The organism is Brevibacterium sp. MGP-B1, from assembly GCF_057766545.1.
On sequence record NZ_CM173407.1, the window covers coordinates 2,565,281 to 2,585,901 of the forward strand.

Consider the following 20,621-nt stretch of genomic DNA (forward strand, 5'->3'; position numbering starts at 1 on the left):
GCATTGCAGCGTCCGGGGCAGGTTGCCGCGGAGTCCCAATGCACTTGTACTCAGCACAACGCTGGGAGTCACCTCAAAGATTCCTCATTCATCCTGGTGAGAGTGTCTGTCTCGTCACCAAGACGGGCCAACGGCCACCACACGGGCAGTCGCCTCAGCGGCCCTGAACGCGGGCCTCGAGCACCGCCTTCTGGATCCGATCCCGGACGGCTGCTGCCTGTGGGGTCGGGGTCGGGCCATAAGCCTCCTCGACCTGTTGGAAGACATCTTCCATACCTGCGGGATCGACATCGACCGGCAGGTCCTCGATGGCGGCGAACGCCGGGCCGATATGGTCCATGAAACCCCGGATCCCAGCCTCTCCCCCGCCGAAGTGCATGCCTTCGAACTGGCCGATGGCCGACCAGCGCAGACCCAGCGAATTCTTCATCACCGTGTCGAGCCCCTCGGCACTGACGACCCCGTTCTGCACGAGCGAGATCGCCTCTTTCATCAGCGCGTTCTGCAGCCGGTTGCCGACGAATCCGCGGATCTCACGCCCGAGCACCACCGGCTCGCGCCCGCAGCTGCGGTAGAACTCGACCGTGGCGTCCACGGTCTCCTGGGAGGTCTGCGGCGACGGCACGACCTCGACGAGCGGCATGAGGTGCGGCGGATTGAACGGGTGGCCGACGATGACGCGGGAGGCCGCGGACTCGGGCAGTGCGGCCGCGATCGTTGAGGCCGGGATCGTCGACGACGACGTGGCGAACACGGCCCCGGCCGGAGCTGCCTCGGCGATCTGAGAGAACAGCACGGGCTTCGATTCCGGATCCTCGGGACCGGATTCCTGAACGAAGATGACACCTGTCACCGCGGCCTCGACGGATTCGGCGAGTTCGACAGTGCCGACTTCAGAAGCCAACTCATCTCTGGCGGAGGCATCAGCGGTGACGTCGGCCTGCAAGCCGGCGACCACCTCGGCGAGGTCGGGACGCGGGTCGAAGACCCGCACCGTGTACCCGCTGCGGGCGAAGAGGAAGGCGAACGACCGGCCGATGGTTCCGGCGCCGATGACGGCGACTGTTGGGCTCATGCGACCAGGCTATACCCGCCCCACCTGTTCGAGCGGCGGAGTCGGCTCGAGCGTGCGAGGGACATTCACCCAAGCATGCGCCGGCAGACATCGGCCCGCTCGCCGTAGTCGAATCGTTGCCGTGCGCCTCCCGCCGAGGTCGCGTCCTGGTGGCACAATGTCACCATGAGCGCGAACCCAGAACTGAGAACAGTGGACTCGGAGATCATCGCCCTGGCGGAGGACGAATACGCCGCCGCGGCCGAGACCGCGCGCATCGAGGTGCGCGAGATCCACACCGCCGACGAGGCGGCCAAGGCCTCACTGCTGCTCGACGAAGTCTGGAACGTCGACGAGACCGGCACGAACGTGTTCGAACCCAGCCTCATCATCGCCTTCGCCCACGCCGGCAACTATGTCTCCGCTGCGTACAGCATCGACGAACCCGACGAGATGATCGGTGTGACCATCGGCTTCTTCGGCCAGCCTTTGGGATCGGTCATGCATTCGCATATCGCCGGAGTCCGCCATCAGATCATCGGCCGCGGCGCCGGATCCGCGATGAAGCTGCACCAGCGCCTGTGGTGCCTCAACCTCGGCATCACCGAGATGACCTGGACTTTCGACCCGCTCATCGCCCGCAATGCGTACTTCAATTTCCAGCGTCTGGGTGTCGGCATGGTCGAGTACCTCGAGGACTTCTACGGGCAGATGCGCGATGGAGTGAACTCCGGCCAGGCCAGCGACCGGATGATGGTGTCCTGGCCGCTCGACCGTCCGGCACGGGCCTCGGTCGTCGATCCCGGATCGGCGTTCCCCTGCCTGCGCGCCGATGACGACGGGGAGCCGCTGCTGAGCGAGGTGCCGAAGGAGACCGAGTTCGTCTCGCTCGACTTCCCCTCCGATATCGAGGATCTGCGCGGCCAGGATGCCGATCTCGCCAGCCGCTGGCGACTGGCGCTGCGCACGGCGCTGACCGGTCTCGTCGGCGACGGCTGGGTCGTCGACACCTGCCTCAAGGGCGGCACGTACCTCCTCCACCACCCTTGAGCGTTCACCTTCACTGCCCGTTCGCCCGGCCCAGCGTGCCTGTTCGCTCTGCCGGCAGCCGTCCCGTTCACCTCGGCGTCACTTGATCCGTGTTCACTGAGGTGTTCACCTGAGCGAAGCGGAGGACCGATGAACAGTGATGCGGCGGCCACACATCAGCCCGGTCCGGCACCCCTCGCCGAGGTGGCCGGAACGTTTCTGCGCCTCGGCCTGACATCGTTCGGCGGTCCCGTCGCCCACCTCGGGTACTTCCGCGAGACCTTCGTCGGCCGCCGTTCCTGGCTCGACGACCGCGAATACGCCGACCTCGTCGCCCTGTGCCAGATGCTGCCCGGGCCCGCGTCGAGCCAGGTGGGAATGGGACTCGGGCTGCGCCGTGCTGGCCCGCCCGGGCTCGTGGCCGCGTGGGTGAGCTTCACTCTGCCGTCGGCGATTCTGCTCACCCTCTTCGCGCTCGGGCTCTCGGCCTTCGGTGACCTCGGAGATGCCGGGTGGCTGCTCGGGCTCAAGGCCGCCGCGGTGGCCGTCGTCGCCGGTGCCGTGCAGTCGATGGCGAAGACGCTGACCCCGGATGCCCGTCGGGCGAGCATCGCCGCTGCCGCCCTCATCCTCATGCTCGTCGTCCCGAGCTCGATCATTCCGACGGCGCTCGTCCAGATCGCCGCGATCGTCCTCGGCGGAGTTCTCGGCCTCGTGTGGCTGAAACGGCCCGACGAAGGTGGGAAAGAGCAGGAGTCCCCCGCCGAGGCGGCCGCTCCCGAATCTGCGACCGCTCGAAAATCGGCTTCCGCCTCCGAATCAACAGCTGCCGCGGTCGGACCCCACTCCCTCGAGAGCCGCATCTCCTCACGCGGTGCCGGACGGTTGGGCATCGCCTCCCTCATCGCCTTCGCGGCTCTGCTCCTCGGACTGCCGGCGCTCACCGCGGCGACCGGGGATGCGACCATTCGCCTCATCGATATCTTCTACCGGGCAGGGGCCCTGGTCTTCGGCGGCGGTCATGTCGTCCTGCCGCTGCTCGAGGCCGAACTCGTGCCCACCGGGCTGGTCGACCACGATACGTTCCTCGCCGGCTACGGTGCCGCACAGGCCGTTCCCGGTCCCCTATTCACCTTCGCGGCGTTCCTCGGAGCGTCGATGACGACGGGACCCAGCGGCATCCTCGGTGCCGGCATCGCCCTGCTGGCGATCTTCCTTCCGGCGGGTCTGCTGGTCGTCGGGATCCTGCCGTTCTGGGAACGGCTGCGTGCCTGGAAACCGGCGACGGCGGCACTGACCGGAGTCAATGCCGCCGTCGTTGGCCTGCTGGGTGCCGCGCTCTACGATCCTGTGTTCGTCGAGGGGATCACCTCACCCGCGACCCTGGCGCTGGCCGTCGCCGCCTTCGTTGCCGGGACCATGTGGAAGGTCCCGGCGTGGGCGACGGTGATCGGGGCGGGGATGCTCGGCTGGCTGCTGCTGTGATCGCTCAAGCCCGGGGCCCGGCCGATCACAGCCCGGATCAGCCTTCCGATCAGGACTCTTCCCAGTCCTTGCGCAGCAGCTTCTTGTCGAGTTTGCCCACCGAGGTGCGCGGCATCTCCTCGACGACCCTGACTTCGTCGGGCATCTGCCACTTGGCAAAACGAGCACTCAGCGTTTCGACGATCGAGTCCCGGGTCACCTCGGCGCCGGGGTTGGCCACAACGTAGGCGACGGGACGCTCATCCCACTTCTCGTCGGGGACGCCGATGACGGCGGCCTCGCTGACGTCGGGGTTGTCGAGGATCGCGTTCTCCATGTCGATCGACGAGATCCACTCGCCTCCGGACTTGATGACGTCCTTGAGTCGGTCGGTGATCTTCAGGTAGCCGTACTGATCGATGGTGCCGACATCGCCCGAGCGCCACCACCCGTCGAGGAACCGGTCGGCGTTGTCGGGCAGCTGGTAGTAGGACTCGGTGATCCAGGGTCCGCGCATGAGGAGCTCGCCCATGGACTTTCCGTCGCGTGGCAGCTCATTGCCCTCGGGGTCGACGGTCTTCATTTCGACACCGATGATCGGCAGGCCCTGCGAGCGCTTGAGGTCCCACTTCTCTTCCTCGTCGAGGTCTAGACCGGGACGGATCTTCCAGTTCGTCGACGCCAGCGGGGTGGTTTCGGTGGCACCGTAGCCGTGGATGACGTCGGCCCCGGTGACCTCCTTGAACCCGCGCATCATCGACAGCGGCGGCTCGGACGACCCGGAGACGAGACGGACACCGCTGAGGTCCGGGGCCTGCGGCATCTTCTTCATCATCTGCAGCATCGGCCCGAAGATGGCGGGGGCGCCGTTGGCCAGGGTGACCTTCTCCTCGACGAAGGCTTGGGCGATGGCACCGAATTCCTCGGCGGCGAACTTGCCGGGCAGGACGAGCTTGGCGCCGGCGGCCACAGCATTCTGCGGGAAGCCCCACGACAGCACATGGAACATCGGGGTGATGGGCATGACGCAGTCGTCGAAGTTCGCGTGGAGTGCGGCCAGACCGCCCATCGTGTGCAGGTAGATCGACCGGTGCGAGTAGTACACACCCTTGGGGCGGCCGGTTGTGCCGGTGGTGTATCCGGCGTAGGCGGCGGTCTTCTCGTCGACGACGGGCCAGTCGTAGGTCTCGGACTTCTCCGCGATGAGGTCTTCGTAGGAGACGACGTTGGTCAGGCTCGTCTCGATCTCGGCGATCGGCTTGTCGGTCATGACGACCCAGCCCTTGACGTCGAGCTTCGGGGCCAGCGATTCGGCGACGGTCAGCAGCGATTCGTCGACGAAGATCCAGTCCGACTTCGAGTGGCTGACGACGTAGGCGAGGTCCTCGGGAGCCAGGCGCAGGTTGAGCTGGAGCATGGTCGCGGCCACACCGGGGACGGAGAAGTAGAGCTCAAGGTGGCGGCGGGAGTTCCAGTCGAGGACTCCGACCATGGAGCCGGCGCCGACACCGAGGTCGGCGAGGCCGTGGGCGAGCTGCGCCATCCGTTTGAATTCGTCGGCGTAGTTCGACCGGCCCCAGGAGCCGTCCGATCGGCGGTAGACGACCTCGGCATCGCCGAAGACGGTGGCCGCATGGCGGATGAGGCTGGTGGTGTTGAGCTGGTAGCTGTCGCCCAGGGTGGACGGAATTCCTGTCAGCATGAGACTCCTTCGTTCGTGCTCCGGTCCTGCCGCGAAGCTGTCGCCGCGACGGGAGAAGAATCGTGATCGCCGGTTTCGTGGTGGGCGGTCGTCACCATCACATCAGCTGCGGAGGCGGCGCGTATGCAGATGCCTTGATTCGTGGTCAAACAGTTATCAACCGGTCCGCGACGACCCAGAATCATTCCCCGGTGAAGCCGGGTGCCCTCTTGTCGAGGAAGGCGGCGACCCCCTCGGCGAAGTCCTTGCTCGCGCGCAGTGCATCCTGTCCTTCGACCTCGCGGGCGAAGGACGCGTCGATTTCGGCCAGGCTGGCTCGGTTGATCGCTCGCTTCGAAGCTGCCAGGGCACGGGTGGGGCCCTGCGCGAAGACCGCGGCGACTTCTCCGGCACGTTCCAGGTGGCTTCCAGCCGGAACGACCTCGCTGGCCAGTCCCCAGTCGAGGGCGTCGGCGGCCTGCAGCTTCTCTCCGGTCAGCGCCAGGCGCAGGGCCCGATGGCGTCCGGCCGAGGCGGCGACCAGGACGGTCGAGCCCCCGTCGGGCATGAGCCCGATCTTCGTGAACGGCAGCATGAGATAGGACTTCTCGCTCATCACCAGATAATCGCAGGCCAGGGCGAGGGAACATCCGATGCCAGCGGCCGGCCCGGACACTGCGGCGATCGTGGGGACGGGCAGGTCGAGGATCGAGGCGATGATCTTATTCGCCCCGGCGAGGTCGATGCCTTCGCGCTTCGCCACTCCTCCCTGCAGGTCCGCTCCGGAGCTGAAGGACCGTTCGCTGCCGGTGAGGATGATGGCACGGGAGTTCGCGGCCGCCTCGGTGACGGCTGCGCCGATGGTTTGGAACGTCTCCTCATTGAGCGCGTTGAGGCTCTCCGGACGGTTGATGGTCACGGTCGTGACATCGCCGCTGACTTCGGTGAGAACGCTGGTGGACAATGCGACTCCTTCGTACGAATCCGATGATCCGGGTAGCTTTCGGGGCTAATGCTTCCATCCGCCGTCGAGGCGAACGGAGGCACCTACCGTCACTTTAACGTACGTTAAGTTGATCTGCGTCACAGACCCGAGCAGCTTCGTTCTTCGCCGAGAAACGGGTCAAGCGTCGAGAAACGCCCGCGCACACCCGTGTCTCGACACGCAGCCCGTTTCTCGGCGGAATGCGTCGCGCTCAGGCCAAAGTCGCGTCGAGCTGGGCGGCGGTGAGTCCCCGGTCGGCGAAGACCAGGCGGACGGCGGTCAAGTCGGGATTGCCGGCGTCGGGTGCGCGGTGAACGAGTTCGAGTCCGAGCCTGCGGGCGACCTCCGCCGAGGCGGCATTGACCTCGAGCAGATACGCCACGACCGGCAGTTCGGGGTCGATGCCTGCCGCGGCCTCCATCGCCTCCCGCGAGACCGCTGTCGCCAAGCCACGCCCCTGCGCTTCGGGCCGGAACCGGTAACCGAGGTTCCAGAACGCTCCGGGCGTGTTGCGTGAAGCACCGGGGCCGAAGACTCCGCGCAGGGAGCAGCCGCAATGGCCGAGGATGTCCCCGCCCGGTTTCTGCCTGACCATCCACGGCCCGATTCCGTCGAGTTCCCACTGCGAGGCCAGTCGGACGAGGATCGCTTCGGCCTCTTCCTCATCGGTCAGACGTCCGCTGGGCAGGTGCGTCCAGACCCGCGGGTCGGAGTCGATGGAGAAGAACTGGTCGAGGTCGTCCGCGCTGGGTCGGTCGAGCACATAGTCGGGCGTCTGCCTCATCAGGCAAGGGCCGCCTCGAGGTCAGCCCAGAGGTCGTCGAGGTTCTCGATGCCGACGCTCAACCGGATGAGCCCCTCGGGCACTGTCGCCGGTTCCGAGGGGTGTCGGCGGCGCCGTTCGATGAGGGATTCCACCCCGCCCAGGGAGGTCGCCGGCGTCCACAGTCGGACCGCCTCGGCGATGGCGGTGGCCTTGTCCGCGGTCGCGACGGTGAAGGAGATGATCGCGCCGAATCCGTTCATCTGCGCGGACGCGCGGGCGTGGCCGGGGTCGTTCGGCAGGCCCGGGTAGCGGGTTTCGACGACGGCCGGGTGGGCGGCGAGGCGCTCGGCGATGACCTGGGCGTTGGCCTGCGCGCGGTCGAGGCGCACCGCCAGGGTGCGCAGTCCGCGCAGGGCCAGCCAGACCTCGAAGGGACCGGCGATTCCGCCCCGCATGGATCGTTCCGTGTGCAGTTCTTCGCGCAGTCCGGTGCTGCTGGTCACGACCGCACCGAGGACGACGTCGGAGTGCCCGGCGAGGTATTTCGTCACCGAGTGCACGACGATATCGGCGCCCAGGTCGAGCGGGGTCTGCAGCAGCGGGGTGGCGAAGGTGTTGTCGACGGAGACGAGGAATCCACGGTCCTTGCCTGCCGCGGTCAGCGCGGGAACGTCGGCGACCTCGAGCATCGGGTTCGTCGGCGATTCGATCCACAGCATCCCCGGGGATGCGGCTTGGCCCGCCGTCGCCGAGGCGGACCTTCCGTCAGCGTCCCCCGCCGAGGCGGCCGTCCCGACCCCTGGGGCCTCGCCCGCCGTCGCGTGTCCCGCTTCGTCGAGGGCGGCGATGACCGCCTCGGTGTCGGCGATATCGACGGTGACGAGGTGGAAGTTCTGCCGCCCAGCGATCTGCCCGGCTGAGGCGAGCGCTCCCTGGTAGCTGTGGGTGGGGATGATCAGGGTGCCTCCGGCGGGCACGAGGCTGATCACGGCCGAGATCGCCGCCAGGCCCGAACCGAAGACCAGTCCGGGCAGGCTCGCATGTTCGAGCTGACCGAGCGCCTCTTCGAAGGGCGTCCATGCAGGAGTGTCGAAGCGGGCATAGGCATAGGGCGAGTTCGAGATGTCGCCCGCGCTCACAAAGGTCGAGGACAGATCGATCGGCGGGTTCACCGAGGCGCCGTCGGCGCGCTGAGGTCGTCCGGTCTCGACGACAACGGTGTCCGGAGCGAACTCGGAAGGAGGGGCGGGTGAGGAGGCTGGCTCAGGCTGTGTCATGCCCCCAATATATGCCTCACCGCATCTCACGGAATCGACAGCGATATTTCGGACACTTTTCCGTAACTCTGAAGGGTTCGCCCGGTGTCCGCTGCTTCGGACGGCGCGGAGGCTTCGACCAGCTCGAGCCCCGTCACTCGGGCCCCATCACTCGAGTCCCGTCACTCGAGTCCCGTCACTCGAGGCTGTTGATCATGTGCTCGAGCAGCAGACGTGCCCCGGGTGACTGTCGCCGGGTCCGCGCCCATACGGCGTGGAGTTCGCGTGTGAGGTCGACGTCGTCGGCCACCGGCAGCGGCACCAGACGTCCGGCTCGGAAGTCATCACGCAGGGCGAGTTCGGACAGAACGGCCGGGGCCACGGATGTGGCGGCGGCGATGCGCAGGGCGGAGTTCGATCCGTACTCCCCCGCCACGCACACTCCCCCCGCGCCGAGCAGTGCCGAGTCGATGACCTCCCTGGTGCCCGAACCGATCTCACGCACCAGCAGCGGCACCTGCGCCAGCTCCTCGGCGGTGATCGGCTTCGTCCAGGCGTGGGCGAAGTCCGGGGCACAGGCGATCATGAGTCGGTCACGGCCGACCACCTCGGCGTTGAGGTCCTGCGGCAGGGACACGGATTCGATGAGCCCGAGATCGCTGGTCTGCCGGCGCACCCGGTCGATGACGGTCGCGGAGTTCTCCACCGACAGACCGATGTCGATTGTCGGGTGCGCGGCGCGGAAGGTCGTGAGGTGGTGTGGCATGAGGTATTCGGCGACCGTCAGCGAAGCGCTGACCTTGACGGTTCCGGCGCGGGCGTCCTGGATGGCGCGCGCCCCGGCGTAGAGCGTGTCGTAGGCTTCGATGACCTTCGACGCCCATTCGGCGACGGCGCGGCCCTCGACAGTGAGTTCGGTACCCCGCGGAGAGCGCCGCAGCAGCGGCACCTTGAGATCCCGTTCGAGGTTGCGCAGGCTGCGGGAGGCATTCGGCTGGGCGAGATCGAGTTTAGCCGCGGCCTGGCCGATCGACCTGGCGTTGCCGCTGAGGGCCACCAGCAGCCCCAGAGCCTGGAGCTCGGGCCAGTTCTTCATATTCCCGAGATCGTGCATATGCTCATCATGACATATCAGATCCATATGGGTTGCGAAGAAATCACCGTCTACTGCGACCGTGCAGGCGTTGACAGACTGATGTCATGAACCGCTTCGTCTCCCTCTTACCCGGACTCGCCTTCGCCGCTGTGGCCACGGCCGTCGCGTGGCCGATCTCCATGCTCGCCCCCGTGCTCTCACCGCTGCTCGTGGCGATCGTGCTCGGCATCCTTCTGGGCAACCTCGTGCCCAACCTGCCCGAGGCGTTCATGCCCGGACTCAACTTCGCCGCGAAACCGCTGCTGCGCCTGGGCATCGTCGCCCTCGGCGCGCAAGTGGTGCTCGGCGACATCCTCGACCTCGGGTGGCTCGTTCTCGTGCTCGCCGCCGTCATCGTCGCCGCCGGAATCCTCTCGGCCCTGGCCCTGGCGGGACCGCTCAAAGTCGACCGCCCCCTGGCCGTGCTCATCGGCAGCGGATTCGGCATCTGCGGTGCCGCCGCCGTCGCCGGAGTCGAGTCGACTCTGAAGTCGAAGAAGGAGGATGTGGCCGCAGCGATCGGCCTCGTCGTCCTCTTCGGAACCCTGATGATCGCAATCGTGCCCGGACTCTCGACCGCGCTGGGCCTGTCCCCGGACACCGCTGGAATGTGGGGCGGTGCCGCCACCCATGAGGTCGCCCAGGTCGTGGCGATCGGCGGAATCATCGGGCCCGCGGCCCTCGAGATCGCGGTCCTCGTCAAACTCGCCCGCGTCATCATGCTCGCCCCCACCGTCGCCGTGTTCAGCTACGCCGTGCGCCGCAGCGAGGACAAGGCACTGACGAACACCGGCACCGAGGCGGCCGCCGGTTCCGCCGAGACCTCCGCAGCCGCAGGCCGGGGTGGAGAGAGCAAGGGGTCGGGCGCATCGGCCGCGGGGGCAGTGTCGACCGGTGGGCCGGGCGCATCGGCTGCGGAGGCGGTGTCGACCGGTGGGCCGGGCGCGTCGGCTGCGGAGGCGGTGTCGACCGGTGGGCCGGGCGCGTCGGCCGCGGGGGCGGTGTCGACCGCGACGAAGCAGACTCCGGCTCAGGGCAAACGTCCGCCGATCGTTCCGCTCTTCGTTGTCGGCTTCCTCATCATGGCGGCTCTGCGCACCTTCGGCCTGCTGCCGGAGATCGCGGTCACCGGACTCAACTGGATCCAGACCGTGTGCTTGGCGATGGCGATGTTCGCCCTCGGCCGCGGAGTGCAGTGGCGATCGCTGAAGAACCTCGGCGCCCGACCGATCGCCCTTGCCGCACTCGTCACGATCATCGTCGCCCTCATCGCTCTCGGCGGAGCCCTCCTCCTCACTTGATCCCCTCCCCAATTGCTACTGTGAGTATTGATGGTGGCTGGTCTGGGACTGGCTGGCAGAGTAGGAACTGACCGTCCCATCGATCATCATGACTCTTATTGCTACTGACTCGAACGATGTCCTCGTCGGGATCTGTCTGATGATTGGTGGGCGGTCGGCACCGGCTCGGCCCACATCGATAACTTGATCAGAAGGTTGTCCGTTCCTGACCGAACGTGACTCATCACAGTAGTGTTTCGACGTGACTATCTCCCGGACCGGAGCCGACCGCTTTGACGGTCGGACCTCATCCGCTCTGACACAGGAGAGTCACGAACCGTCATGACTATCATCTCGCATTTATACGCGTTTGTCGTTGGCGTCGACACCCACGCGAAGAACCACGTCTACAGCGTGCTGACCAACACTGGCGAGCACGTCGACACGGCCGCATTCCCGACCACGAAAGCTGGCCTGAAACGGGCCCTGGCGTGGGCTGGCCGCCGTACTCGCGGCGACCTCGATACCCTGTGGGTCATCGAGGGCATCGGCACTTACGGGGCGATCCTGGCCGACCATGTCGCCGACGCAGGCTATACGGTCGCCGAGGCCGCCAGCATGAATGCTCGCGACCGGCACGCCACGGGCAAAGACGACCAGATCGATGCCCGACGGATCGCTGGCACGGTCCTGCCTTTGGACGAGTCACGGCTGCGGTTTCCCCGGCAGGCTGATGGGCCGCGCCAGGGACTGCGGATCCTGGTCAAAGCGCGGGAGTCCATGACCCAGGAGAAGACACGCACCATCAACGCACTCACCGCGCTGTTGCGGACTCATGACCTCGGTATGGATGCGCGTCGGAAACTGTCGGTCGTGAAGATCCAGACGGTGGCGAAGTGGCGGCTCAGGAACGAGGCTGTGGAACTGACCGAGGCTCGTCGGGAAGCCATCCGGTTAGCCAAACGCGTCATCGAACTCGAGGCGGACATCAAGGACTACGCCACCCGGATCGGGGCGATGGTCAAGGACAGTCCAGCTGCGGTGTTGCTGGCTGAGCCGGGGATCGGGCCGATCACCGCGGCTGTGTTCTACCTGGCCTGGTCGCATCATGGGCGGGTGCGTTCCGAGGCAGCGCTCGCGAAGTTGGCGGGGGTCTGCCCGATACCGGCGTCGTCGGGGAACGTGGTGAGGTTTAGGCTTAACCGCAGTGGCGATCGGCGGTTGAATTCTGCGTTGTACATGGTGGCCATCACGCGGCTTTCTCACCAGGAGAAGTCCCAGGCATACATGGCTAAACGGCTTGGTGAGGGGAAGACGAAGAAGGAGACGATCCGGTGCATGAAGCGTCACGTGGCTCGTTCTGTTTATCGGATTCTCGAGGCCACGAAACCGATCGGCCAGGCCGCTTGACAGACATAGAAGGATCCTGACGGCGGCCCAGCAACCTCGCGCGAGGTTGCTGGGCCGCCGTCAGGTAGTTCTGAAGCTGCCTCGGCGAGGATTTTCCGTCTATCGGGACTTTCCGACGGTTCGGACACGCCTCAGCGGTACCCGCCGGTAACACTGGTAGTCTCTCAGCGAATCAGCCAGCGATGCTCAGTGTCGCTTCAGCCTTCGCAAGGACATCATGCTCACTCAGATCATTGCTCTGCTCATATTCATCGCCCTCTTCGCCATCGGCGCCGTCCGCGGTGTGCAGATCGGCGTGCTCATGCTCGTCGGCGCGGCCGGAACCGGGCTCCTCTTCACAGATATGGCAGTCGAGGACATCATCGCCGAATTCCCGCTGAGCATCATGATCCTGCTGGCGGGAGTGACCTACTTCTTCGCGATCGCGCAGGAGAACGGGACCGTCGACAAGATCATCGACTGGGCCCTCGAACGCGTCGGATCCTCGGCAGTGCTGCTGCCTGTCGTGTTCTTCCTCATCACCGGCGGAATCGCGGCCATGGGTGCCCCACTGGCCGGTCTGGTGATGATGCCGGTGGGAATGCAGGTCGCCCGCAAGTACGACGTCGACTACGCGCTCATGGGACTGGCGATCTGCTTCGCCATCGGCGCCGGAGGCTTCGCCCCGACGAGCCTCTACGGAATCGTCACGTACTCGACCGCCCATGATGCCGGAATCGACCTCTCCCCGTTCCTGCTCTTCGGCATCGCCGTGGCCGTCTACCTCGTCATGCTCGTCGTCGCCTACTTCATGTACGGTCGGTCGCTGTTCTCGAAGACGACTGTGGCGGCCGCCGAGCATGCCTCGACCGGAAGTGCCCAGTCGAAGATCTCCCGCGGCTCCGCCTCGGCGTCAAGCGTCGCCTTCGGTGAGGACGATGAGGACGAAGCGCTCTTCGATTCCTCCACCACCGACGAGGCGGGAGAATCCAAGCCGTTCACCTTCGTACAGATCCTCACCGTGATCTTCATGGTCGGCCTCATCGGCACCGTGGTCGTGCTCGCGGCGCTCGGCCAGGAACCGGACATCGGTCTGTTGTGCTTCATGTTCGGAGCGATCCTCGCACTCGTCGATCCGAAGACGGGCAAGGCCGCGATCCCGAAGATCGACTGGCCGACCGTGCTGCTCGTCGGCGGCATCATCACCTTCGTCGGCGTGCTGCAGAACATGGGAGCCGTCGACCTGCTCGGCGAGGGCGCCGAGTCGATCGGTTCGCCGCTCATCGCCGCTTTCGTCCTCTGCATCGTCGGCGGCCTGGTCTCGGCCTTCGCGTCGACGACGGGCATCCTCGCTGCGCTCGTGCCGCTGGCCCTGCCGCTCATCGCCGCGGGCGGGGTGCCCGGCTGGGCACTCATCGCGGCTCTGGGCGTGTGCTCGGCGGTCGTCGACGTCTCACCGTTCTCGACGCTGGGTGCCACGGTCGTCGCGACCGCCCCGGTCGAGGACAAGCCGCGCCTGACTCGCATCCTCGTGAAGTTCGGCATGTCGATGGTCGTCATCGGACCGGTCGCGCTCGTCGGCGGCCTGGTCGTGCCCGCCATGATGTTCTGAGGCTGGGTCCCGGGCCAGGCTCGCGGGCCCGGGCCTCAGGGCCTCCAAGAATAGGTCAGCATCGGACACTTTTCTCCAACAGAAGTGTCCGATGCTGACCTATTTTCCGGCTGCACCTCGCTCTTCAGCTGCACCCCGCTCTCCGGCTGCAGCCGCGCTTCTGCCGCCCCTCAGCTCAAGGGCTTGGCCAGGAGCACGAATTCGAGGTCGTCGACCTTCGGCAGACCGAAGCGCTCGTCACCGTAGGGGAAGGGCTCGATTTCGCCGGTGCGCACGTAGCCGCGGCGCTCGTAGTAGGCGATGAGTTCGTCACGCTTGTTGATCACGCTCATCCGCATCGACGTCGCACCCCAGTGTTTGGCCACCCATGCCTCGGCGAGGCCGATGAGTAAGGACCCCACCCCTTTGCCCTGTCCCAGCGGAGAGACGGCGAGCACCCCGAGGTAGGCGGCTCCGTCTTCGGGCTCTCGCACATAGACGCTGGCCACGGCGCGACCCTGCCCATCGCGGGCGAGCAGGATCTGGGAGTCCGCCTCGGCGAGCATGTCCTCGGCCATGGGACCGTCGAGCCGTTGTCCGCCGAGGAGGTCCGCCTCGGTGGTCCACCCCTGTTTCGATCCTTCGCCGCGATAGGCCGAGGACACGAGCTCGACGTAGTCGGGGATGTCGGCGGACGTCAGTTCGGTGACCTCGAATCCGGCTGCACGCAGCCTCTCGCGGTGCGCGTCGACCAGGGTCGCCGAGGGGTGTGCGGTCATAGGTGGGACTCCTTCAAGTTCGTCCGGTCGGCTGCGTCTGACCAGGCTAGTCGCTTCCTCAGAAACAGAACTATAGTGTCAACTGTCAGGATGGCGACGATCGTCGATCGATCGCCGACGACCAGCGCGCAGTGCCGCCGGCACGGACATTCGGGAGGAATGACTATGGACATCGACATCTCGGGAGAGACCTTCACCATCGCCGAGGATGCTGCGACCAAACGCTTCACCGTCTCCCACGCGGGCAAGGTCATCGGTCTCGCCGATTACATCGACCGTGAGGCGAGTGCCGATGACACCGCCGACGGTCCGGTGCGCATCTTCACCCATACCGAGGTGTCGCCCGAGTGGGGCGGTCGCGGCTTGGCAGCCAAGCTGGTGCGCTATGCACTGGAGACCAGCGCCGAGGCGGGGCTGAAGTTCCGGACCACGTGCTCCTATGTGCAGAATTTCCTGGCCAAGAACGACGAGTTCGACAAGTTCGTCGCCTGAGCATCACGCCCGGGATCGTCATTACGCGACCCGGGGACGTCAACTCGTATCCCAGAGTCGTCATTACGCAGTGACTTGGCCTGCATCGCTCAATTTCGTGGGCGTCAGCGGTTCGCCGCTGGCGTTTTCTTCTGCATTGCCCACGGTGGTCGCGCTCTCGACGACCTCCTGCTGGCGGTCGTGTCCGGAGACGAAGCGCAGGACGAAGATCGCCCAGGCGGTGACTGCCACGATGACCGCGGCGACGAGTGACCACAGCAGTCCTGGGTCACTGACTGCCAGCTGTGGGATCTCTCGTCCGGGGACTGCAGCGGCAAAGATGCCTGCGATCAGTGCACCCAGATAGGAGCCGACCATCATTCCGATGTGGCGGCGGACATTGCCACGGCGGATCGCGATGACGCCGAGCGTGGTGGAGATGAAGGTCCAGATCGCCAGGGCGTGGAAGAGCGTGAACGAACCGGTGAGTGAGTAGATGAACATTCCGCTCGTGCACACGAAGTACATGAGGATGACCCAGGACCGTCCGATGAAACGGTGTTTGCGGTCCTTGGTGCGGCGGATGATCTGGATGGGTCCCAGCAGGACGACACCCGTGGCGGCAATGGCATGGATGGCGATGAAGAGTGAGAACATGTCATTAAGATAGTGTCACTAACTAAGATTGGCAACGTGGATAGTGAACGCCGCTTCCACTATCCATTCACCGTCGTCGAGGACGAAACCTGCCGAAGGAACCCGCAGAAGGAGGGGCACAGTGAAGCTCAGCGCATTGGCCGATGTCACCGGCGTCTCGGCGGCGAGTATCAAGTACTACATCCACGAGGGGCTTCTGCCGCCGGGACAGAAGAAGAATGCGACGACGGCCGTCTACGACGAGGCGCACCTGCACCGGCTGGCGCTCATCCGCTGGCTGCGCGAGGAGCTGGCCACTCCAATCGCCGACATCGCTGAACTCACCCGCGCCATCGACGACGAATCGCTGCCGACGATCGAGCTGATGGGCGTATGCCAGGAGCTCGCCTTGCGCGGGAATTCCGGACTGCCCGCCTCGGCGCAGCGCGCACCGGGTTCCCCGCCGTTCACCCTGCGGGCCTCTGGAGCACATCCGACCGCAGTCTCCCCCACCCCTGACCGCTTCGATGATCTGGTCTCCGAGGTGATCGATCGCCTCGGCTGGCCCGATGAGGAATCGGCGGCGAGGAATGCACTGGCCCGTGTCATCGCGATGGTCGATGCGGGTGGATATCCGGTCACCGTCGATTCGATCGTCGCCCAGTGCCGGGCCATTGCCCCTATCGCTCAGTCTCATGTCCGCCCGATCAGCATCGAGCACAGTCGCGACAGGGTCTGCCTGAGCGTGATCCGCGGCATCACGATGTCCAATCGTCAGCTCATCGCTGCGAGCGCGCTGGCTCATGCGTCACTGTCGATGATCGCCCGCGCTTCGGATGCGGTCGACGGCGGTTCCGGAGGCGATGAGCCCGACAGGTCCGGCACCTGACAGGCGACGCCAGCGAAATGCCCAAGGCGCAGTGACCCGACGAGGACTAGACTGGAAGCGGCCGCGTTCCGATACTGCGGCGGGGACGTTCTCACGCCGACCACGCGGTTCTGCACCGACGACACTCAAGGAGGACGCGTCGTGGACATCACCCCGATCATCGACAAGCTGGGCACCGGACTGTTCATCGGCGGCAGATGGCGAGAGGCCGAAGGCGGCAAGACCATCGAGGTTCGAAATCCCGCGACAGGCGATCTCATCACCACCGTGGCCGACGGCTCTGCCGCCGATGCCGAAGAAGCCATCAAGGTCGCCGGCGACACACAGTCAGGCTGGGCGGCCACCTCGCCGCGAGAGCGCTCCGAGATCCTGCGGCGGACCTTCGAACTGCTCATCGATCGTGCCGACGACATCGCCGCGGTCATGACCGCCGAGATGGGCAAGCCCTTCGCCGAGTCCAAGGGCGAAGTCACCTACGGCGCCGAATTCTTCCGCTGGTTCTCCGAAGAGGCGGTGCGCGTCGAAGGCGACTACTCGCAGTCGCCGGACGGCAAGAACCGCATGCTCATCTCCCGCGAACCCGTCGGTCCCTGCATTCTCATCACCCCGTGGAACTTCCCCCTTGCCATGGGCGCTCGCAAGATGGGTCCCGCCATCGCCGCCGGCTGCACCATGGTGTTCAAACCTGCGAAGCTGACCCCGCTGACGTCGCTCATGCTCGTCGACGTCCTCGTCGAAGCCGGCCTCCCCGCCGGGGTGCTCAACCTCGTCACTTCCGAGTCTGCGCGCCGTGTCGTCACTCCCTGGATGGAGTCAGGCATCGCCCGCAAGATCACATTCACCGGGTCCACCGAGGTCGGGGTGGGGCTGCTCAAGCAGGCTGCCGACACAGTCATGAAGACCTCGATGGAGCTCGGGGGCAACGCTCCGTTCGTCGTCTTCGCCGATGCCGACATCGAAAAGGCTGTCGAAGGCGCGGTGGTCGCGAAGATGCGCAACGGCGGCGAGGCCTGCACCGCGGCGAACCGCATGTTCGTCCATTCCTCACTGGCAGAGGAATTCTCCTCGCGGTTGGCCGAACGCATCGGCGCGATGAAGGTCGGCAACGGCCTCGACGAGGACACCGAGATGGGCCCGCTCGTCGATCAGGATTCCCTCGACAAGGTCGCCGGCCTCGTCGATGAGGCCGTGGCCAAGGGAGCAAAGGTCCTCACCGGAGGGTCCCGGATCGAAGGCAATGGGTTCTTCTACACCCCGACGGTGATGACCGACATTCCCGATGACGCCGAGATCCGCACCACGGAGATCTTCGGCCCCGTGGCACCGATCGTCACTTTCGACTCGGACGAAGAGGGCATCGCTCTGGCCAATGAGACGGAGTTCGGGCTCGTCGGCTACCTGTTCAGCGAGAACGTCGAACGCGCCCTCGGCCTTGCCGACAAGATGGAGGTCGGCATGGTCGGACTCAACACCGGACTGGTTTCGAATCCGGCGGCGCCATTCGGCGGAGTGAAGATGTCCGGCCTCGGCAGGGAGGGCGGCCGTGTGGGCATCGACGAGTTCCTCGAGGTCAAGTACGTGGCGATGCCCCGCAGCTGACCCAGGCCCGGAAAGCCGCTGCTGCGCGCGATCTTCGACGGCGGCTGACTCCCTCGGCGCTCCCCGGGACAGTCAGCCGCGCAGGTTCACCCACTGTTTGACCCCGAGCCGACGGCCGGCATTGATACCGAGCAGATGGGGTGCTTCGTCGAGCGAGAGCGCCGGGCCGACGATAGCCTCGGTCGGCAGCGTCTCGAGCATGGCGACCGCGGTCGCCATATCCTGCGGGTGCTCGTAGATGAAAGAGCCACGAATGCTCAGCTGCCGCTGGACGATGTCGAAGCTCGACGCGCCGAGGCGGTCCTGATCCTCTCCGACGATTGTGACCTTTGCGAAAGGAGAGAGCTGGTCGACGACTGCCGCGAGTCCCTCTGAGACTCCGGCCGCATCGATGACGACCTGAGGTGCCGGGCCGGCACCGGGGACGAATGCCCGGGCTCCGAGCTCGACCGCCAATCGGAGCCGGGCCTCGTCCGGTTCACTCACCCAGGGACGATAGCCGAGATCCACGAGAACGAGTAGTGCCAACAGTCCTTGAGCTCCGGCACCGATGATGAGGACGTCTTCCCCACCTTGCAGTTCGGTGCGGCGGATCGCCGATGCCGCTACTGTCAACGGCTCGGCGCATACGGCGCGCTCCACAGGTATCCCAGCCGGCACGCGGTGGCAGAATCTGCTGGGATGGTCGACCACCTCGGCGAGGAATCCCGGCTGAGTGAGCACGCCGGCGCTCAGCCGGGAGACACATGCCGCGGTCACGCCCCGAAGACAGTACTCGCACCGCCCACAGGTGATGTTGGGTTCAAGCGCGACTCTGTCGCCGATCGCCCATTCCTCGGCCCCGCGCCCCACCTCGACGACCTCTCCGATACCTTCGTGTCCGAGTCGCCACGGCAGCTCGGGAGGCGTCCGCGAACCGGAGGCCAGGCTGAGATCGGTGCCGCAGATTCCCACCGCGAGTATCCGCACCCTCACATGCCCGGAGGCAGGGCGCCCAGGCGGTCCCGGTCGAGTGAGGACCTCGACGCGACCGGGCGCGGTGATCTCGACAGACCGGATCGCTCCGCTCGAGGCAGACTTCGCTTCGACGCGCTTCTCACCGGTCGGCAGGGCGGCGGCGGAAGAGGGGCTGCGAACCATCAGGCGGACACGACCTGAATGGATTCGACAGTCGAGCGTTCGGCGCGGCGGCCCATCTGCCATTTGCGCACGAGGTGCATGGCGATCGAGATCGAGATGAGGCAGCCGCCCCCGAGGTAGGCCGCCACGAGGTACCAGGTCCCGTTGCCGAGTCCGACGAGGAATGTCGCGATGAAGGGGGTGAAGCCGCCGGCGATGGCGCTGGCGAGCTGGTATCCGACGCCCGCTCCGCTGTAGCGGAACTCGGGGCTGAACATCTCGGCGAACAGCGGCTGCTGGACGCTGACGACGGCATCGTGGGCGATGTTGATGAGCAGCACGGCGAAGATGACGATGCCGACGATGTTGCCGGCCTCGAGGAAGAGGAAGAACGGGACGGTGCTGACGAGGCCGATGACGCCGCCGGTGAGGTAGACCCGCAGGCGTCCGTAGCGGTCGGAGAGGTAGGCGAAGGCAGGGATCGTGACGATGCCGAGACCGCCGACGAGGAGCGTGATGTTGAGCATGATCTGTCGATCGAGTCCGAGCTGCTCGGTCGAATACGACAGAGCGAAGGTCGTGACGATGTACATGGTCAGCAGTTCGATGAAGCGCAGCCCGACGATCTGGAAGATCTGTGCGGGATAGCGTTTGAAGGCTTCGAGGATCGGCAGTTTTGCGGTCTTGTCGGTCTTCGCGTTCTTCACACGCTCGACGTACTCCTCGGATTCCTCGACGCCTGCACGGATCCACAGCCCGACGAGGACGAGGACGGCGCTGAAGAAGAACGGAATGCGCCAACCCCAGGCGAGGAATGCCTCAGCGGAGAAATTGCTGCTGAGCAGTGCCACGAGCCCGGTGGCCAGCAGCAGACCGAAAGAATATCCGATCTGCACTCCACTGGAGAAGAATGCCCGCAGCTTCGGCGGTGCGCTTTCGACGGCCATGAGCGCCGCACCGCCCCATTCCCCGCCGACGGCGATCCCCTGGATGCAACGCAGCAGCACCAGCAAGGCAGGAGCGAGCCAGCCGACGGATTGGTAGGTCGGCAGGAATCCGATGAGAGCAGTGGCCACGCCCATGATCGTCATCGTCCACACGAGCATGGACTTGCGCCCGAGGCGGTCGCCGAAGTGGCCGAAGATGATGCCGCCGAGCGGGCGGAAGATGAAACCGACGCCGAAGGTCGCGAATGCGGCGAGCGTTCCAGCATGGGAGCTGTAGTCGGGGAAGAAGAGCTCCCCGAAGACCAGTGCGGCGACGATTCCGTAGAGGAGGAAGTCGTACCATTCGACGACTGCGCCGATGAACGACCCGGCGGCGGCCCGCCTGGCCCGCTTGAGTTCCGCGGAGGCTCCCGCGTGCGTGCTGTCCGGTGCTGACATGACATTCCCCTTCGAATGATGGCCTCGCGGTTCCTCCGCGATGAGGGCGTGCTCGTGCTTGTCGCAGATCACAGTATCACGATGTGCGATAAACGTACATGTGTGCACATAGC

At 65.9% G+C, this 20,621-nt stretch carries 18 protein-coding genes; 8 read left to right on the top strand and 10 right to left on the bottom strand.

Features of this window, described 5'->3' with window-relative positions:
• Window positions 1-154: 154 nt before the first annotated feature.
• The gene (locus AC3CD9_RS11755) at window positions 155-1,075 is read right to left on the bottom strand and encodes a 3-hydroxyacyl-CoA dehydrogenase NAD-binding domain-containing protein (protein ID WP_488364039.1); all 921 of its coding nucleotides are present in this window, start codon (window positions 1,073-1,075) and stop codon (window positions 155-157) included.
• Between the two features lie 165 nt (window positions 1,076-1,240).
• Here AC3CD9_RS11755 and AC3CD9_RS11760 point away from each other — a divergent pair, with 165 nt between their 5' ends.
• Together AC3CD9_RS11760 and chrA are read left to right on the top strand one after the other, a co-directional pair.
• Window positions 1,241-2,104: a hypothetical protein gene (locus AC3CD9_RS11760; protein WP_488364040.1), complete on the top strand. Its 864-nt coding sequence runs from the start codon at window positions 1,241-1,243 to the stop codon at window positions 2,102-2,104.
• A 129-nt stretch (window positions 2,105-2,233) separates the two neighbouring features.
• Complete coding sequence (gene chrA / locus AC3CD9_RS11765) at window positions 2,234-3,568, top strand: chromate efflux transporter (RefSeq protein WP_488364041.1); 1,335 nt, start codon at window positions 2,234-2,236, stop codon at window positions 3,566-3,568.
• A gap of 49 nt (window positions 3,569-3,617) precedes the next feature.
• On the opposite strand, the gene AC3CD9_RS11770 is transcribed toward chrA, so the two are convergent.
• The 5 genes from AC3CD9_RS11770 to AC3CD9_RS11790 form a co-directional block, all read right to left on the bottom strand.
• On the bottom strand, window positions 3,618-5,249 hold the full coding sequence (locus AC3CD9_RS11770) for a long-chain-fatty-acid--CoA ligase (protein WP_488364042.1): 1,632 nt from the start codon (window positions 5,247-5,249) through the stop codon (window positions 3,618-3,620).
• Between the two features lie 181 nt (window positions 5,250-5,430).
• Window positions 5,431-6,192 carry an enoyl-CoA hydratase gene (locus AC3CD9_RS11775; RefSeq protein WP_488364043.1) on the bottom strand — a complete coding sequence of 254 codons (762 nt, stop codon included), beginning with the start codon at window positions 6,190-6,192 and terminating at the stop codon, window positions 5,431-5,433.
• Between the two features lie 232 nt (window positions 6,193-6,424).
• Complete coding sequence (locus tag AC3CD9_RS11780; protein WP_488364044.1) at window positions 6,425-6,997, bottom strand: GNAT family N-acetyltransferase; 573 nt, start codon at window positions 6,995-6,997, stop codon at window positions 6,425-6,427.
• The gene (locus tag AC3CD9_RS11785) at window positions 6,997-8,256 is read right to left on the bottom strand and encodes a trans-sulfuration enzyme family protein (RefSeq protein WP_488364045.1); all 1,260 of its coding nucleotides are present in this window, start codon (window positions 8,254-8,256) and stop codon (window positions 6,997-6,999) included. The genes AC3CD9_RS11780 and AC3CD9_RS11785 overlap by 1 nt, the downstream gene beginning before the upstream one ends.
• A 175-nt stretch (window positions 8,257-8,431) precedes the next feature.
• On the bottom strand, window positions 8,432-9,349 hold the full coding sequence (locus AC3CD9_RS11790; RefSeq protein WP_488364046.1) for a LysR family transcriptional regulator: 918 nt from the start codon (window positions 9,347-9,349) through the stop codon (window positions 8,432-8,434).
• Between the two features lie 86 nt (window positions 9,350-9,435).
• Here AC3CD9_RS11790 and AC3CD9_RS11795 point away from each other — a divergent pair, with 86 nt between their 5' ends.
• From AC3CD9_RS11795 to AC3CD9_RS11805, 3 genes are all read left to right on the top strand, one after another.
• Window positions 9,436-10,671, top strand: a complete 1,236-nt coding sequence (locus tag AC3CD9_RS11795) for a YeiH family protein (protein ID WP_488364047.1) — start codon at window positions 9,436-9,438, stop codon at window positions 10,669-10,671.
• A gap of 321 nt (window positions 10,672-10,992) precedes the next feature.
• Window positions 10,993-12,060, top strand: coding sequence for an IS110 family RNA-guided transposase (locus tag AC3CD9_RS11800; RefSeq protein WP_488364048.1), 1,068 nt, complete (start codon window positions 10,993-10,995; stop codon window positions 12,058-12,060).
• 217 nt (window positions 12,061-12,277) lie between these two features.
• Window positions 12,278-13,651 carry an SLC13 family permease gene (locus AC3CD9_RS11805; RefSeq protein WP_488364049.1) on the top strand — a complete coding sequence of 458 codons (1,374 nt, stop codon included), beginning with the start codon at window positions 12,278-12,280 and terminating at the stop codon, window positions 13,649-13,651.
• A 170-nt stretch (window positions 13,652-13,821) separates the two neighbouring features.
• Here the strand turns inward: AC3CD9_RS11805 and AC3CD9_RS11810 are convergent, their stop codons facing one another.
• The gene (locus AC3CD9_RS11810) at window positions 13,822-14,409 is read right to left on the bottom strand and encodes a GNAT family N-acetyltransferase (RefSeq protein ID WP_488364050.1); all 588 of its coding nucleotides are present in this window, start codon (window positions 14,407-14,409) and stop codon (window positions 13,822-13,824) included.
• Window positions 14,410-14,574: 165 nt separating this feature from the next.
• Between AC3CD9_RS11810 and AC3CD9_RS11815 the strand changes: the two genes are divergently transcribed.
• Complete coding sequence (locus AC3CD9_RS11815) at window positions 14,575-14,901, top strand: GNAT family N-acetyltransferase (RefSeq protein ID WP_488364051.1); 327 nt, start codon at window positions 14,575-14,577, stop codon at window positions 14,899-14,901.
• 63 nt (window positions 14,902-14,964) lie between these two features.
• Here AC3CD9_RS11815 and AC3CD9_RS11820 read toward each other — a convergent pair whose 3' ends face one another.
• Window positions 14,965-15,537 (bottom strand): DUF2306 domain-containing protein, encoded by a 573-nt coding sequence (locus tag AC3CD9_RS11820; protein ID WP_488364052.1) that lies wholly within the window; start codon window positions 15,535-15,537, stop codon window positions 14,965-14,967.
• A gap of 121 nt (window positions 15,538-15,658) precedes the next feature.
• On the opposite strand from AC3CD9_RS11820, the gene AC3CD9_RS11825 reads away from it, so the two are divergent.
• Together AC3CD9_RS11825 and AC3CD9_RS11830 are read left to right on the top strand one after the other, a co-directional pair.
• On the top strand, window positions 15,659-16,405 hold the full coding sequence (locus AC3CD9_RS11825; RefSeq protein WP_488364053.1) for a MerR family transcriptional regulator: 747 nt from the start codon (window positions 15,659-15,661) through the stop codon (window positions 16,403-16,405).
• Window positions 16,406-16,546: 141 nt separating this feature from the next.
• Entirely contained in the window at window positions 16,547-18,004 is a 1,458-nt protein-coding gene (locus tag AC3CD9_RS11830; RefSeq protein WP_488364054.1) for an NAD-dependent succinate-semialdehyde dehydrogenase, read from the top strand.
• Between the two features lie 72 nt (window positions 18,005-18,076).
• Here the strand turns inward: AC3CD9_RS11830 and AC3CD9_RS11835 are convergent, their stop codons facing one another.
• Entirely contained in the window at window positions 18,077-19,144 is a 1,068-nt protein-coding gene (locus AC3CD9_RS11835; protein WP_488364055.1) for a zinc-dependent alcohol dehydrogenase, read from the bottom strand.
• Window positions 19,144-20,508 (bottom strand): shikimate transporter, encoded by a 1,365-nt coding sequence (gene shiA / locus AC3CD9_RS11840; RefSeq protein ID WP_488364056.1) that lies wholly within the window; start codon window positions 20,506-20,508, stop codon window positions 19,144-19,146. The genes AC3CD9_RS11835 and shiA overlap by 1 nt, the downstream gene beginning before the upstream one ends.
• Window positions 20,509-20,621: the final 113 nt, after the last annotated feature.

What these genes read in the sequence shown, in the direction of transcription:
- AC3CD9_RS11755 (WP_488364039.1), bottom strand. Translation starts at nt 1,075, where the DNA reads ATGAGCCCAACAGTCGCCGTCATCGGCGCCGGAACCATCGGCCGGTCG.
- AC3CD9_RS11760 (WP_488364040.1), top strand. Translation starts at nt 1,241, where the DNA reads ATGAGCGCGAACCCAGAACTGAGAACAGTGGACTCGGAGATCATCGCC.
- chrA (WP_488364041.1), top strand. Translation starts at nt 2,234, where the DNA reads ATGAACAGTGATGCGGCGGCCACACATCAGCCCGGTCCGGCACCCCTC.
- AC3CD9_RS11770 (WP_488364042.1), bottom strand. Translation starts at nt 5,249, where the DNA reads ATGCTGACAGGAATTCCGTCCACCCTGGGCGACAGCTACCAGCTCAAC.
- AC3CD9_RS11780 (WP_488364044.1), bottom strand. Translation starts at nt 6,997, where the DNA reads ATGAGGCAGACGCCCGACTATGTGCTCGACCGACCCAGCGCGGACGAC.
- AC3CD9_RS11785 (WP_488364045.1), bottom strand. Translation starts at nt 8,256, where the DNA reads ATGACACAGCCTGAGCCAGCCTCCTCACCCGCCCCTCCTTCCGAGTTC.
- AC3CD9_RS11790 (WP_488364046.1), bottom strand. Translation starts at nt 9,349, where the DNA reads ATGCACGATCTCGGGAATATGAAGAACTGGCCCGAGCTCCAGGCTCTG.
- AC3CD9_RS11795 (WP_488364047.1), top strand. Translation starts at nt 9,436, where the DNA reads ATGAACCGCTTCGTCTCCCTCTTACCCGGACTCGCCTTCGCCGCTGTG.
- AC3CD9_RS11800 (WP_488364048.1), top strand. Translation starts at nt 10,993, where the DNA reads ATGACTATCATCTCGCATTTATACGCGTTTGTCGTTGGCGTCGACACC.
- AC3CD9_RS11805 (WP_488364049.1), top strand. Translation starts at nt 12,278, where the DNA reads ATGCTCACTCAGATCATTGCTCTGCTCATATTCATCGCCCTCTTCGCC.
- AC3CD9_RS11810 (WP_488364050.1), bottom strand. Translation starts at nt 14,409, where the DNA reads ATGACCGCACACCCCTCGGCGACCCTGGTCGACGCGCACCGCGAGAGG.
- AC3CD9_RS11815 (WP_488364051.1), top strand. Translation starts at nt 14,575, where the DNA reads ATGGACATCGACATCTCGGGAGAGACCTTCACCATCGCCGAGGATGCT.
- AC3CD9_RS11820 (WP_488364052.1), bottom strand. Translation starts at nt 15,537, where the DNA reads ATGTTCTCACTCTTCATCGCCATCCATGCCATTGCCGCCACGGGTGTC.
- AC3CD9_RS11835 (WP_488364055.1), bottom strand. Translation starts at nt 19,144, where the DNA reads ATGGTTCGCAGCCCCTCTTCCGCCGCCGCCCTGCCGACCGGTGAGAAG.
- shiA (WP_488364056.1), bottom strand. Translation starts at nt 20,508, where the DNA reads ATGTCAGCACCGGACAGCACGCACGCGGGAGCCTCCGCGGAACTCAAG.